The organism is Streptomyces sp. BHT-5-2 (assembly GCF_019774615.1).
In the GTDB taxonomy this organism is placed as follows: domain Bacteria; phylum Actinomycetota; class Actinomycetes; order Streptomycetales; family Streptomycetaceae; genus Streptomyces.
Window position 1 is genome coordinate 2,768,531 of record NZ_CP081497.1, and the last position, 13,816, is coordinate 2,782,346.

General features: G+C 75.0%; 10 protein-coding genes and 1 tRNA gene. 6 read left to right on the forward strand and 5 right to left on the reverse strand.

The annotated features are described in order from the left end of the window. Positions 1 to 34 precede the first annotated feature (34 nt). Entirely contained in the window at positions 35 to 1,012 is a 978-nt protein-coding gene (locus K2224_RS39950) for an FAD-dependent oxidoreductase (RefSeq protein ID WP_221912305.1), read from the reverse strand. Positions 1,013 to 1,348: 336 nt separating this feature from the next. On the opposite strand from K2224_RS39950, the gene K2224_RS39955 reads away from it, so the two are divergent. Continuing rightward, positions 1,349 to 3,319 (forward strand): FUSC family protein, encoded by a 1,971-nt coding sequence (locus K2224_RS39955; RefSeq protein WP_221911965.1) that lies wholly within the window; start codon positions 1,349 to 1,351, stop codon positions 3,317 to 3,319. On the opposite strand, the gene K2224_RS39960 is transcribed toward K2224_RS39955, so the two are convergent. The 3 genes from K2224_RS39960 to K2224_RS39970 form a co-directional block, all read right to left on the reverse strand. Continuing rightward, positions 3,301 to 4,497, reverse strand: coding sequence for a Cmx/CmrA family chloramphenicol efflux MFS transporter (locus K2224_RS39960; protein WP_221911966.1), 1,197 nt, complete (start codon positions 4,495 to 4,497; stop codon positions 3,301 to 3,303). The genes K2224_RS39955 and K2224_RS39960 overlap by 19 nt on opposite strands. A 441-nt stretch (positions 4,498 to 4,938) precedes the next feature. Next, positions 4,939 to 7,383 carry a Tex family protein gene (locus K2224_RS39965; RefSeq protein WP_221911967.1) on the reverse strand — a complete coding sequence of 815 codons (2,445 nt, stop codon included), beginning with the start codon at positions 7,381 to 7,383 and terminating at the stop codon, positions 4,939 to 4,941. 140 nt (positions 7,384 to 7,523) lie between these two features. Then, positions 7,524 to 8,396, reverse strand: coding sequence for an SCO6745 family protein (locus K2224_RS39970; RefSeq protein WP_221911968.1), 873 nt, complete (start codon positions 8,394 to 8,396; stop codon positions 7,524 to 7,526). Positions 8,397 to 8,539: 143 nt separating this feature from the next. Between K2224_RS39970 and K2224_RS39975 the strand changes: the two genes are divergently transcribed. Together K2224_RS39975 and K2224_RS39980 are read left to right on the forward strand one after the other, a co-directional pair. After that, complete coding sequence (locus K2224_RS39975; RefSeq protein ID WP_221911969.1) at positions 8,540 to 9,499, forward strand: GlxA family transcriptional regulator; 960 nt, start codon at positions 8,540 to 8,542, stop codon at positions 9,497 to 9,499. Positions 9,500 to 9,564: 65 nt separating this feature from the next. Beyond that, positions 9,565 to 10,236, forward strand: coding sequence for a DJ-1/PfpI family protein (locus tag K2224_RS39980; RefSeq protein WP_221911970.1), 672 nt, complete (start codon positions 9,565 to 9,567; stop codon positions 10,234 to 10,236). Positions 10,237 to 10,366: 130 nt separating this feature from the next. Here K2224_RS39980 and K2224_RS39985 read toward each other — a convergent pair whose 3' ends face one another. Continuing rightward, positions 10,367 to 11,137 carry an enoyl-CoA hydratase/isomerase family protein gene (locus K2224_RS39985; RefSeq protein ID WP_221911971.1) on the reverse strand — a complete coding sequence of 257 codons (771 nt, stop codon included), beginning with the start codon at positions 11,135 to 11,137 and terminating at the stop codon, positions 10,367 to 10,369. 53 nt (positions 11,138 to 11,190) lie between these two features. On the opposite strand from K2224_RS39985, the gene K2224_RS39990 reads away from it, so the two are divergent. The 3 genes from K2224_RS39990 to K2224_RS40000 all read left to right on the forward strand — a co-directional run bounded on the left by K2224_RS39990 (position 11,191) and on the right by K2224_RS40000 (position 13,767). Continuing rightward, positions 11,191 to 12,852 (forward strand): ABC-F family ATP-binding cassette domain-containing protein, encoded by a 1,662-nt coding sequence (locus tag K2224_RS39990; protein WP_221911972.1) that lies wholly within the window; start codon positions 11,191 to 11,193, stop codon positions 12,850 to 12,852. Positions 12,853 to 12,951: 99 nt separating this feature from the next. Then, positions 12,952 to 13,025, forward strand: a tRNA-Met gene (locus tag K2224_RS39995). Between the two features lie 154 nt (positions 13,026 to 13,179). Next, positions 13,180 to 13,767 (forward strand): HdeD family acid-resistance protein, encoded by a 588-nt coding sequence (locus tag K2224_RS40000; RefSeq protein ID WP_221911973.1) that lies wholly within the window; start codon positions 13,180 to 13,182, stop codon positions 13,765 to 13,767. The last annotated feature ends 49 nt before the right edge of the window (positions 13,768 to 13,816 follow it).

Sequence of the window (13,816 nt, forward strand, 5' to 3'; positions counted from 1 at the left end):
CCGAGGCCCGCCGCCACCGCGCCCCCCGAGGCGATCAGGACGCCGCGAGCCCGTCCCGCACCAGCCGCAGGACCTCGTCGGCGCAGCCCCAGGAGACGGTCACCCCTGCGCCCCCGTGACCGTAGTTGTGCACGCAGACCGTCCCGTCCGGCAGGCGCTCCGCCGCGAGCCGCACCGCCGGGCGGGCCGGACGCAGGCCCACCCGGTGCGCCAGCACACGGGCCCGCGCCACCTCGGGGAAGAACCGGGCACAGCGCGCCACGATCGCCTCCGCCACCGCCGGATCGGGCTCCCGCGACCAGGCCCCGTCCCGCGCCGTCCCGCCCAGCACCAGCCCGAACGGCTGCGGCAGGACGTAAGTGGTGTCCGCCGAGTCCCCGTCGGCCGCGGTGAACCACTCCTCGACGCCCGGATTCTCGACGATCACCAACTGCCCCTGCACGGGATGGACCGTGGGATCGGGGACCAGCTCACGGGCGCCGAGTCCGGAACAGTTCACCACCGCCCGGACACCGTCCGCCGCCTCCGCCAGCGACGCCACCGGGCGCGCCACCACCGTCCCGCCGGCCGCGACCAGCCGCCGCTGTAGATAGCGCAGCTGCACCGGCATCTCCACCAGCGGCGTGCGCGCTCGCCAGCCCCCGGCGCAGCCCGGCGGCAGCTCCCCGGCACGGGCCCGCCGCAGCCCCGGGACCGCCGCGTACCAGGCACCGAGCCCGTCGGCGGGCAGCCCGTCACCGTCGACCGCCCCCGGCCCGTCCGCCATGGTGCCCGCCACCAGCCGCGCCCCGGTCTCCGCCGGCCGCCCGGCGAGGGCGGTGAGCACCTCCAGGGAACGCAGCGACCACCGGACCGCCTCGTCGTACGGCCGGACCCGATACGGCCAGCACAGGCCGCCGGCGACCGCCGAGGTCGTCGCACCGGCGGCGTCCCGCGCGACCACCCGCACCCCGTACCCGGCCTCCGCGAGCACCACCGCCGAGGTCAGCCCGATCACCCCGCCGCCGACCACGCATATCTCCGGCGGCGACGACTCCGCGGCCGCTCCGTCCGGCGTCGCCGGCCCGCCCGTTTCCCCCGACCGCTCGTCCGTCATCTCCGCAGCCTCCCCTGGTCCCGGGTCCGATGTCCGCCTGTGATCTTCTCCACCTGTGATCCGCACGTAACCCTCCGGCAGCGGGCCGGACAGCACCGGACCTTAGGCTGGTAGTGCCCCGGTGGACCGGCCCGTGCCGCGCCACCGTCCGGGCCCCGGCACCGTCGGCCGATGACGCCCCTCGGATCCGCCCGCGCGACCCCGCGGCCGCGCGCCCCGTATTCCGGCCGCTGTCCATCGCCGAGGAGACCCATGCCCCGCCACCGGCGCGCCGTGCCCGCCTGGCTCGCCCACCCCTTCCGCTGGCAGCGGCTGCCCGTGCCCTGGGCCGCCGTGGCCCGCGGCGCGCTGTGCGCGGGACCGCTGCTGGCCGCGGGGATCGCCGCCGGCCGCCCGGCCGCCGGCGTGCTGACCGCCCTCGGCTCGATGCTGGCCGGCGTCAACGACCGCCCCGGCACCCGACGCACCGGCATCGTCCACATCGGCCTGCCGGCGCTGGCCGCCGCGTTCGGGATGCTGGTCGGCGCCGCCCTGCGGACCGCCGACGCGGGCTGGTGGACGGTGCCGGCGCTCTGCGCGGTCGGCTTCGTCTCCGGCGCCGGCAGCGTGGCCGGCCCGGTGCGCTCCACCGCCGGGATGCAGATGCTGGCCGCCACCGTCCTCGGCGCGGGCATGCCGCTGCCCGGCACCCCCTGGGCCAAGGCCCTCTACGTCCTCGCCGGATGCCTCTGGCTGCTCCTGCTGCGGCTCGCACTGCGGTACCCGCGCCCGGCGGGCGGCCCGCTCAGCGGGGAGCGGGCCACCGTCGCCACGGTCTTCGACGCGCTCGCCGACGCCCTGGCGGCGGTCGGCGGGCCGGGCGCCGAGCCCGCCCGGCGCCGACTCACCGCCGCCCTGGACCGCGCCGACGAGGCACTGCGGCTGCGCCGGCTCACCAGCCGCCTGCTGCGCCGCCCGGCCCGACCGGAGGAGCTGCTGCTCGCCGAGCGGTTCGCCGCGGCCACCGCGCTCTGCGAGGCCAGCGTCGCCCTCCTGTGGGAGGCCCGGCCACTGCCGCCGCGGGTCGCCGCGAGCCCCCGCCGGTTCGCCGCGGCGCTGCGCACCGGACGCCCGCCGGGCCGGCTCTCCGCCCCGGAGAACAGCTCCGCCGCCCGCAGCGCCTTCGACCACGCCCTGCTGGACGCCGCGGTCGCCTTCGCCCGCGAACGGCCACTGCCCCCGCCGGCGACCGGCGAGCCCACCCCGCCCGCACGGGCGACCGGGACCCGCGGAGCGCTCGGCCCGGACGCCCGGGACTACGGACTGCGGGTCGCCCTCTGCATCGGCGCCAGCGCGGCGGTCGCCCTGCTGCTGCGCGCCGACCACTGGTACTGGCTCCCGGCGACCGTCACCTTCCTCGTCAAGCCGGACCTGGGCCCGCTGTTCTCCCGTACGGTCAACCGCTTCGCGGGCACCGCGGTCGGCGTCCTGGTCTTCGCGGGGGCCGCGGCGCTGCTGCCCGGGAGCTGGTGGCCCGCGGTGGCCGCCGGTGCGGGCGGCGCGCTGCTGCCGTTCGCGATCCGGCACTTCGCCCTCCAGACCGGCGCGATCACCGTGATGGTGCTGTCCTTCGTCTACGTCGGAGGCGCCCCCGAGGCCGCCGGCGAACGGCTCGTCGACACCTCCCTCGCCTGCGCGATCGTGCTCGTCGTCGGGCATCTTCCGCGGCTGGCCGACCCGCGCCGCCGGGTCGGCCCGCGGGTCACCGAGGCACTGCGCAGCACCGAGCGCTTTCTGCGCCACGTCCTCACGCCCCGGCCCGCCGCCGACCCGGCCGCAGCCACAGCCGGAACCGGTGCCGTCGCCGCCCGCCGGCTCGCGCTCCGCCGGGACGCCTACCGGACGCTGGCCCGGGCCCGGGCCGCCGCGGAGACCGCCGCCGCGGAGTTCCGCCCCGGCCGCGACCCCGGAACCGACTGGCCGACCGTGGTCGCCGCCGTGGAACGCATCGTCGACGCCGCCACCGCCTGCGCCGTCCGCCTGGAGCGCGGCGCCCACCGCCCCGGCCCGGAGGAGGCCGAACGGCTCTGCCGGGCGCTCCTGGCGATGGCCGACGTCCTTGCGGATCCCCGCCGCCCGCCCGGCACCCCGCCGCCGGAACTGCTGCCGGTCCCGGACTGCGCCACGCTCACCGACGTCGCCGCCGAACTGGAGCGACTGCGCGGCTACGCGGCCGCCCGGTGACCACCGGCCACCCGCCGGTGCCGCCGCAGCCGTAGGCCCTCCGCCGCCCCGCCGAGCGCCAGCGCCACGGCCACCAGCAGGGCGCTGACCCACGGCGGTGCGCGGTAGCCGAAGCCCGCGGCGAGGGCGACACCGCCCCACCAAGGCCCGGTCGCGGCGCCCACGTTGAGCGCGGCGGTCGCGAAACCCCCACCCAGCGTGGGCGCTTCGACCGCCGCGTAGAGCACCTGCGCGATCAGGGTCGAGCCGACCGCGAACGACAGCGTCCCCTGGACGAGGACCAGCACGACGGCGGCCACCGCGTTCTGGGCCGTCAGCGCGAACACCGCCCAGCCCGCGAGCAGCGCCACGCCCCCGACGGCGAGCACCGCCCGGGGCCGCCGGTCGGCCAGCCGCCCACCGGCCGTGACACCCGCGAACGAGCCCAGCCCGAACAGCGCCAGCACCACCGGCACCCCACCGGAACCGAAGCCGGTGACGCCGGTGACCAGCGGCGCGAGATAGGTGAAGGTGCAGAACGTGGCGCCGTTGACCAGCGCCCCCAGCAGCAGCGTCACCAGCAGCCGCGGACGGCGCAGCGCCCGCAGTTCACCGCGCGCACCCGCCCCGGCCGCGGCCGCGCCGGACCCGGCCGGACCGTCCGGCACCGACACCACGATGGCGACCACGGCAGGCACCGACACCGCGGCCACCGCCCAGAACGCCGCGCGCCAGCCCCACTCCTGCCCCAGGAGGGCACCGGCCGGGACGCCCGCGATACAGGCCAGCGTCGTGCCGCCCAACAGGACGGAGGTGGCCCGGCCCTTGGCGTCCGGCGCGGCCAGCGCGGCCGCCGTCGCCAGCGCCACCGCCAGGAACCCGGCGTTGGCCAGCGCCGCCACCACCCGGGTCGCCAGCAGCACCGCGAAGCTGCCGGTCACCGCGCCCAGGACGTGCACCAGCAGAAAGGCGACCAGGAGGACCAGGAGGGTGCGCCGCCGCGGCCAGCGCCGGCTCAGCAGCGCCATCAGCGGCGCCCCGACGATCATCCCGGCCGCGAACGCCGAGGTCAGCGCGCCGGCGGCAGGTATGGACACCTGGAGATCGGCGGCGATGTCCGGGATCAGCCCGGACAGCATGAACTCCGACGTGCCCTGCGCGAACACCGCGAGCGCGAGCATGTAGAGGGCGAACGGCATAGAGAAGTCTCCGCAACCACACAAGGACCGGCACGGAATGCCCGACGGGCGGCGTCGACGGAACCGACGGCGCATCGGTACGGCCGGTGAAGGAAGCGGCAGCCCCGGCTACCGCGATGACAAGACCTGCCTGGAGAAGGCGGTCCGGTGGCGGAGAACGACGAACAGCCACCGGACGGCGCCCGGTGGCTAGCGTCTTGAGGACTCGGGGCTGGACATGATCCGCAGGCTAACCGGGCGGCCCGGCACCCGTCCACACAATTAGCGGCGCAGCACGGCGCGGTGCTCGTTCGGCTGCCTCAACCCGCCGCCGAGGCACACGAGTTGGCGGCGGCCACGTGGTCCGCGGCCGACGACGGACTGCCGACCACCGACGGCCGACGACGGACGGGCGGCGGCAGGACTCCCGTCCCACCGCCGCCCGTCGAGGTCGCCCAAGGCTCAGCGGCCGCCCTTGCCGCCCAGCAGCCCGGCCCGCCGCAGCGCATCCGCCATCGCGTCGTTGACCGGCCCGGCGTCCCGGCCACCGCCGCGGCGCTCGCCGCCGCCCTGCCGCTGCCGCGGCGCACCGCCCCGGCCGCCGCCACCACGCCGGTCGCCACCGCCGCGCTGTTCACCACCGCCACGGCGTTCGCCGCCGCCGCCGCGGCGCTCGCCGCCGCCGGCCGGCGCGGCCTTCCCGGGCTCGTCGTCCAGCCTCAGGGTCAGCGAGATCCGCTTCCGCGGGATGTCGACGTCGAGCACCTTGACCCGCACGATGTCGCCGGGCTTGACCACGTCCCGCGGGTCCTTGACGAAGGTCTTCGACATCGCCGAGACATGCACCAGCCCGTCCTGGTGGACACCCACGTCCACGAACGCCCCGAAGGCGGCGACATTGGTCACCACACCCTCCAGGAGCATTCCCGGCGCCAGGTCGCCGATCTTCTCCACGCCCTCCTTGAAGGTCGCGGTCCTGAACTCCGGCCGCGGGTCACGGCCCGGCTTCTCCAACTCCTGGAGGATGTCGCCGACCGTCGGCAGACCGAAGGAGTCGTCGACGAAGTCGGCCGGCCGCAGCCCGCGCAGCACCGCGGTGTTGCCGATCAGCTCGCCGATCCCGCTCTTCGCCGCCTGCACGATCCGGCGCACCACCGGATACGCCTCCGGATGCACGCTGGAGGCGTCCAGCGGGTCGTCGCCGCCCCGGATCCGCAGGAAGCCCGCGCACTGCTCGTACGCCTTGGGACCCAGCCGCGGCACGTCCTTGAGGGCCTTGCGCGAGCGGAACGGGCCGTTGCCGTCCCGGTGCGCGACGATGTTCTCGGCCAGGCCCGAGCTGATGCCGGAGACCCGGGAGAGCAGCGGCGCGGACGCGGTGTTGACATCCACACCGACGCCGTTCACACAGTCCTCGACCACCGCGTCCAGCGAGCGCGACAGCTTGGTCTCGGCCAGATCGTGCTGGTACTGGCCGACGCCGATCGACTTGGGGTCGATCTTGACCAGCTCGGCCAGCGGGTCCTGGAGGCGCCGCGCGATGGACACCGCGCCGCGCAGCGACACGTCCAGATCCGGCAGCTCCTGCGAGGCGAACGCCGAGGCCGAGTACACCGAGGCGCCGGCCTCGGACACCATCACCTTCGTCAGCTTCAACTCCGGCTGCGCGGCGATCAGTTCGGCCGCCAGCTTGTCGGTCTCCCGGGAGGCGGTGCCGTTGCCGATCGCGATCAGCTCGACACCGTGCTCGCGCGCCAGCCGCGCCAGGGTGGCCAGCGCCGCGTCCCACTTCTGCTGCGGCACATGCGGGTAGATCGTCTCGGTCGCCGCCACCTTGCCGGTCGCGTCCACCACGGCGACCTTCACACCCGTACGGAAACCGGGGTCCAGGCCCATCGTGGCGCGCGTCCCGGCGGGCGCCGCCAGCAGCAGATCGCGCAGGTTCGCGGCGAAGACCCGGACCGCCTCGTCCTCGGCGGCCTGCCGCAGCCGCAGCCGCAGATCGATCCCGAGGTGCACCTGCACGCGCGTGCGCCAGGCCCAACGCACCGTGTCCTGGAGCCACTTGTCGGCCGGCCGGCCCCGGTCGACGATCTCGAAGCGGTGCGCGATGGACCGCTCGTAGGCGCTGGGCCCCTCGCCCGCCTCCGCCGGGTCCTCCGGTTCCAGGGTGAGGTCGAGGACGTCCTCCTTCTCACCGCGCAGCATCGCCAGCACCCGGTGCGAGGGCAGTTCGGTGAACGGCTCGGCGAAGTCGAAGTAGTCGGCGAACTTGGCGCCTTCCTCCTCCTTGCCGGCGCGCACCTTCGCCGCGACCCGGCCGCGCGACCACATCCGCTCGCGCAGCTCGCCGATCAGGTCCGCGTCCTCGCTGAACCGCTCGGTGAGGATGGCCCGCGCGCCCTCCAGCGCCGCGGCCGGATCGGCGACGCCCTTGTCCTCGGCCACGAACGCCGCGGCCGCCACGGTCGGTTCCACCGACGGGTCGCCGAGCAGCCCGTCGGCCAGCGGCTCCAGCCCCGCCTCCCGGGCGATCTGCGCCTTGGTGCGCCGCTTCGGCTTGAACGGCAGGTAGATGTCCTCCAGCCGGGCCTTGGACTCGGCACCGCGGATCTGCGCCTCCAGCGCGGCGTCCAGCTTGCCCTGGGACCGCACGGACTCCAGGACGGCGGTCCGCCGCTCCTCCAGCTCCCGCAGATAGCGCAGCCGCTCCTCCAGGGACCGCAGCTGCGCGTCGTCGAGCAGCTCGGTCGCTTCCTTGCGGTAGCGCGCGATGAACGGGACGGTCGAGCCGCCGTCGAGCAGTTCGACCGCGGCCTTCACCTGCCGCTCCCTGACGCCGAGCTCGTCGGCGATCCGCGCTTCGATGGACCCGAGGGCCCCGATGGGCTCAGTGGCTGCCGTCACGTTGATCCTGCCCGCCTTCCAGCGACTTTCCTGAGCCTGCATTGTGCCGGTTGGTGACCCGGCCTGTCGCACCGCCCGGCCGGGAACGCCGGGGTGTGAGAAGACGCACCACACCCCGACGACCCGGACGGACGGGCGCGTTACTCCTTGCCGAACAGGGCGGCGGGGAACGCCCCGGACTCCATCAGGCGGGCGGCGAACGCGCCCGCCAGTTCGGTCAGCCGGGCCACGCCCGCCGCCCCCAGGTGCTCGTACGGCGCCCGGTCCAGCCGGTCCGTCGTCCGCTCCAGGTCCTTGCGCAGCTCCACGCCGGCCTCGGTCAGTTCGTCCCCGGCGGTCAGCAGTCCACGGTCGCGCAGCCGCTCCTGTGCCGCCGTCAGGTCCTCGTCCGACCAGCCGCGGGTCGTCCGGAGGCCGTGGTAGTTCATCCCGCGCCCGCTGGCGGTGTGCGAGACCAGGGCCTCCACCGGGTCCAGCTCGGCGGCCATCAGGGCGATCAGATGGCCGTCGCCGCGGTGTTCGCGCAGCAGCGACGCGGCGTGCCAGTAGGCGAGGTGCGGGGCGTCCGGCACCGGCAGGTCGGCGTAGGCGGAGTACAGCGGCCGCGAGTACCGGGTGCAGCCCTCGGCGGCCCGCAGGGCGAGCTTCGCCGCCTCCGCCATCTCCGGTGACTCGACCGCCTCCGCGCCGAGCTGCCGGCGCAGGCTGCTGTCCACCGCCCGCAGCCGGGCGTCCAGGACGACCTGCGGCGCGGCGACCGTCCACACCTGCGGGACGTGCCGGGCGACCAGCTCGTGGCTGAAGGAGAAGAAGGTGGCGGTGACCGTCCCGGGCCCCACCGCGCCCATCGGCGCGCTCCGGGCGGCGAGGTAGCCGGCCCGGCCGTTCTCCACGCCCACCGCGGTCAGCTCGGCGGAGAGCTCCGGGGCGAAGTAGTGCGCCGAGTGGAAGGGGTTGAGGGCGTTGTGGCAGTGCCGTCCGGCCCGTTCGGGCAGTGCGCTGGAAGACGTCATGCGAGCAGGCTACCGACCCGTTGGTATGGCGCCACCGCCGGCCCGCCTCCGCCCCTCCCGAGGCCGGCCCCGATCCGCGCATGGCAGGAAAGGTGGGAAACTCGTCATTGCCGCCATCCGCCTCGCTGGCCAGGATGGACGGCATGGAACAGCGTGACGTGCTGGTCGTCCTCTACGACGGCGTGCAGAGCCTCGACGTGACCGGCCCCATCGAGGTCTTCCACGGTGCCGCGCAGGGCGTCCCCGGCGCCTACCGGATCCGTACCGCCGCCCTCGACGGCGCCCCGGTCCGCACCACCAGCGGCCTCACCCTCGTCCCCGACCTCGCGCTGGACGCCGCCGAACCCCCGCACACCCTCCTCGTCCCCGGCGGCGACGGCACCCGCAACCCCACACCACGGCTGGTCCACTGGCTGTGCACGCACGCCCCGCGCACCCGCCGCCAGGTCTCGGTCTGCAGCGGCGCCTTCCTGCTGGCCGCGGCCGGCCTGCTGGACGGCCGCCGCGCCACCACCCACTGGAGCCTGTGCGCCGACCTCGCCGCCGACCACCCCGCCGTCCGCGTCGAACCCGAGCCGATCTACGTCCGCGACGGCAGCGTGGCCACCTCCGCGGGCGTCACCGCCGGCATCGACCTGGCACTGGCCCTGGTCGAGGAGGACTTGGGCCGCGACCTCGCGCTGACCGTCGCCCGCCACCTCGTCGTCTTCCTCCGCCGGCCCGGCAACCAGACCCAGTTCAGCGCCCAGCTCGCCGCGCAGACCGCGGAGCGCCGCCCGCTGCGCGACGTACAGCAGTGGATCACCGAGCACCCGGCCGCCGATCTCTCCGTCGAGACCCTGGCCGGCCGCGCCGGACTCTCCCCGCGCCACTTCGCCCGCGCCTTCCGCGACGAGACCGGCATGACACCCGGCCGCTACGTGGACCGGGTGCGCCTGGAGGCCGCCCGGCGGCGCCTGGAGGACACCGCCGACGGCATCGAGCAGATCTCCCGGCACTGCGGCTACGGCACCTCCGAGGCGATGCGCCGCGCCTTCCTCCGCGTCCTCGGCGCCTCCCCGGCCGAGTACCGCCGCCGCTTCCGCCCCGCAACACCCCTCTGAACCACTGCCACCCCGACCACTCCGGCAACGGAACTCCCCACCACGAACCCAGGAACGAGGCCCCCATGCAGATCGCCGTCCTTCTCTACGACCGCTTCACCGCCCTCGACGCCATCGGCCCCTACGAGACCCTCGGCCTGATCCCGGGCGCCGAGGTCGTCTTCGTCGCCGAGCGCAAGGGCGTCCACCGCACCGACAAGGGCTCCCTCGGCGCGGTCGCGGACGCCACGCTGGGCGACGTCACCGAGCCGGACGTCATCGTCGTCCCCGGCGGCCCCGGCCAGACCGCGCTGATGGAGGACGGCCCGGTGCACGAGTGGCTCCGTGCCGTGGACGCCGGCACCACCTGGACCACCTCGGTCTGCACCGGCTCGCTGGTCCTCGCCGCGGCCGGTCTCCTCAAGGGCCGCCGGGCCACCTCCCACTGGCTCGCGCTGGACCAGCTGCCCCACTACGGCGCCGAGCCGACGGGGGAGCGGGTGGTCTTCGACGGCAAGTACGTCACCGCCGCCGGCGTCTCCTCCGGCATCGACATGGGACTGGCCCTGGCCGGCCGGATCGCCGGCGACACCCTCGCCCAGACGATCCAGCTCGGCATCGAGTACGACCCGCAGCCGCCCTACGACGCCGGTGCCCCGGACAAGGCCCCCGCCGAGGTCGTCGCCGCCCTGCGGGACCACAGCCGCTCCATCCTGTCCGGCGACCGCTGGCGGGATCAGGCCCCCGGGGAGAAGTGACGAGCCGCCCGAGGGGAAGACCGGGGTAAGCAGCGACGTGCCGTCACTCAGGGCGGGAGCGACGGCACGGCTTCAAGTGGCCACGATTTCCAAGTGATGCCCCGTCAAGAGTGGTCCCACCGGCCCTCGTTCACCCCTCGGGCCACCCGAACCGCGGCGCCCGCCGCTCCAGGAAGGCCGCGGCCCCCTCCGCGGTCTCCCCGCTCTCCCGCGCCTGCGCCGCCCAGTACGCCCCGCGCGCCGACGCCTCCTCGGGCGGCACGTCCCACGTCCCGTCGGCCAGCTCCTTGGCCGCGGTCTGGGTCAGCAGCGAACGGCTCGCCAGCACGGCGCCGAACTCCGCGATCCGCTTGTCCAACTCGCTCTCGGGTACCACCTCGTCCACCAGCCCGGTCCGCAGCGCCCGCGCACAGTCGATCAACTCACCCGAGAACAACAGGTACTTGGCGGCCGACAGTCCCACCAGCCGCACCAGCCGCCGGGTCGCGGACGCCGGATAGGCCACCCCCAGCTTGGCCGGCGTCACCCCGAACAGCGCCCCCTCCTCCGCGAACCGCAGATCGCAGGCGGCCGCCAACTGCGCGCCGCCGCCCACGCAGTAGCCGCGCACCGCGGCCACCGTCGGCCGCGGAAAGGCCGCCAGCGCCTCCTCGGCCGCCACCGCCAGCCCCTGTGAACCGTCCGCCCCGTCCCGCAGCGACCCGATGTCCGCCCCCGCGCAGAACGTCCCGCCGTCGCCGGTCAGCACCAGGGCCCGCACGGCACGGTCACCCGCCAGCCGCTCCAGCAGCGGCGGCAGCTCCCGCCACATCGGGACGGTCATCGCGTTGCGCTTGCCCGTGTTGCTGATCGTGACGGTCGCCGTACCGCCGCCGACATGCGTTTTCAGACCCGGTTCCATGCCCGGATATTAGAGCGACCGCCGGGCGCGTGGCCGGATACGATCGGTACCTGATGTCCGCAACCCTCGTCGCCAAAGACCTCGCCGCCGGCCACGGCGAGCGCGTCCTGTTCTCCGGTCTCGACCTGGTCGTCGCCCCCGGAGACGTGATCGGCCTGGTCGGTGCCAACGGCGCCGGCAAGTCCACCCTGCTGCGTCTGCTCGCCGGGCTGACGCGCCCGGAGCAGGGCGCCCTCGCACTCAGCCCGCCGACCGCCACCGTCGGCCACCTCCCGCAGGAGCCCGACCGCCGCCCCGGCGAATCGGTCCGCGCCTTCCTCGCCCGCCGCACCGGTGTGGCCGGGGCCCAGCGCGCCCTGGACGCCACCACCGAGGCCCTGGCCGAAGGGCGCCCCGGCGCCGACGACGCCTACGCCACGGCCCTGGAGCGCTGGCTCGCCCTCGGTGCCGCCGACCTCGACGAGCGCGCCGAGGAGACCGCCGCCCAGCTCGGCCTGGCGGTCGGCCTCGACCAGCCGATGACCACCCTCTCCGGCGGCCAGGCCGCCCGCGCCTCGCTCGCCTCGCTGCTGCTCTCCCGCTACGACGTCTTCCTCCTCGACGAGCCCACCAACGACCTCGACCTGGACGGCCTGGACCGCCTGGAGACCTTCGTCACCGGCCTGCGCGCCGGCACCGTCCTGGTCAGCCACGACCGCGAGTTCCTGGCCCGCACGGTCACCCGCGTCGTCGAGCTCGACGTCGCCCAGCAGCAGGTCAACACCTACGGCGGCGGCTACACCGCGTATCTGGAGGAGCGCGAGCGAGCCCGCCGGCACGCCCGCGAGCGCTACGACGAGTACGCCGACACCAGGGCGACCCTGGAGGCCCGGGCGCACACCCAGCGCAACTGGATGGAGAAGGGCGTCCGCAACGCCCGCCGCAAGGCCACCGACAACGACAAGCTCGGCCGCAAGGGACGGGCCGAGGCCACCGAGAAGCAGGCCGCCAAGGCCAAGCAGACCCAGCGCATGATCGAGCGGCTGGAGGTCGTCGAGGAGCCCCGCAAGGAGTGGGAGCTGCGGATGGAGATCGCCGCGGCGCCCCGGGCCGGCGCGGTGGTGGCCACCCTCCGGCAGGCCGCGGTCAGCCGCGGCGGCTTCCGCTTCGGCCCGGTCGACCTCCAGATCGACTGGGCGGACCGGGTCGCCATCACCGGCCCCAACGGCGCCGGCAAGTCCACCCTGCTCGCCGCCCTGCTGGGCCGGCTGCCGCTGGATTCCGGCGCGGCCGCACTCGGCCCCGGCGTGGTGGTCGGCGAGATCGATCAGGCCCGCGGCCAGCTGTTCCGGGGCGGTGGTGACGGCCACCCGATGACGCTGATGGACGCCTTCCGGGCCGCCGTCCCGGACCTGGCGCCCGCCGACGTGCGCACCCTGCTGGCCAAGTTCGGTCTCAAGGCGGCCCATGTGCTGCGCCCGGCGGGCACCCTCTCGCCGGGGGAGCGGACCCGGGCGGCGCTGGCCCTCCTCCAGGGCCGCGGGGTCAACCTCCTGGTGCTCGACGAGCCGACCAACCACCTGGACCTCCCCGCCATCGAGCAGCTGGAGTCCGCGCTCGCCTCGTATCCGGGCACCCTGCTGCTGGTCACCCACGACCGCCGGATGCTGACGGCGGTGCACACCACGCGCCGGATCGAGGTCGCCGTCGGCCGGATCGCAGAACGGCAGGTCTGACCTTTCCGACCGCCCTGACCAGGCAGAACGCCACCGGGTGTTCGCTCCGGTATGCGATTTGTCTCCGGAGTCGGGACCCCGTAAGGTAGTCCGAGCCGACGCGGGGTGGAGCAGCTCGGTAGCTCGCTGGGCTCATAACCCAGAGGTCGCAGGTTCAAATCCTGTCCCCGCTACTCAGAAGAACAGCAGGCCCGGTGCATCACGCACCGGGCCTGCTGCCGTATGCGCACCCACCGGCGCGCCCGCTCGCTCTGCCCCTTCCCCATATACGGGGTATACCGGGAAAAACGGCCCCTTTGTGCGGTCCCCCTGAGCGAGGAGGCGGCGATGACCGGCAGGTCCAGATCTACCCGGAGCAGTCCGGCGGCCCGGCTGGGGCGCAGCTTCGGACTGCTCGCGGTCCTCGGCGCCATCCTCGTCCTGGCCGGAATCGTGGGGCTGGTCTACGTCGGCGTGGCCACGCTCACCACGATGCTGCTCTTCGGCTGGCTGCTGCTGATCGGCGGCGTGGTGGGGCTGGTGCACGCGGTCCAGTCCCGGGGGTCGAGCTACTTCTGGCTCGCGGTGATCGTCGCGGCGCTGAACATCGCCGCCGGGGTGGTGGTCATCCGGCTGCCCGACGCCACCGCCGCCGCGCTGACCATGTTCGCCGCCCTGCTCTTCCTGACCGGCGGGCTGTTCCGCCTGGCCGGCGCCGTGGTGGTGCGCGGAGCGCAGTTCGGCTGGACCCTGCTCCAGGGCGTGATCGGCATCCTGCTGGGTGTCCTGGTCCTCGCCAACTGGCCGCAGAGCAGCCTCTACGTCATCGGCTGCTTCTTCTCGCTGGAACTGCTCTTCGACGGGCTGGGCCTGCTCGCCATGGGGATGGGCGGCCGGCACGTGGTCGGTATGGTCAAGGAGGGCAGAGTGGCCTGATCCCTACCCCGGGAGCGGGGGTTTCCGCCGGGGCCCGGTGGCGCGCTCC

Coding starts and splice junctions, on each gene's coding strand:
- K2224_RS39955 (WP_221911965.1), top strand. CDS start 1,349: ATGCCCCGCCACCGGCGCGCCGTGCCCGCCTGGCTCGCCCACCCCTTC.
- K2224_RS39960 (WP_221911966.1), bottom strand. CDS start 4,497: ATGCCGTTCGCCCTCTACATGCTCGCGCTCGCGGTGTTCGCGCAGGGC.
- K2224_RS39970 (WP_221911968.1), bottom strand. CDS start 8,396: ATGACGTCTTCCAGCGCACTGCCCGAACGGGCCGGACGGCACTGCCAC.
- K2224_RS39975 (WP_221911969.1), top strand. CDS start 8,540: ATGGAACAGCGTGACGTGCTGGTCGTCCTCTACGACGGCGTGCAGAGC.
- K2224_RS39980 (WP_221911970.1), top strand. CDS start 9,565: ATGCAGATCGCCGTCCTTCTCTACGACCGCTTCACCGCCCTCGACGCC.
- K2224_RS39985 (WP_221911971.1), bottom strand. CDS start 11,137: ATGGAACCGGGTCTGAAAACGCATGTCGGCGGCGGTACGGCGACCGTC.
- K2224_RS39990 (WP_221911972.1), top strand. CDS start 11,191: ATGTCCGCAACCCTCGTCGCCAAAGACCTCGCCGCCGGCCACGGCGAG.
- K2224_RS40000 (WP_221911973.1), top strand. CDS start 13,180: ATGACCGGCAGGTCCAGATCTACCCGGAGCAGTCCGGCGGCCCGGCTG.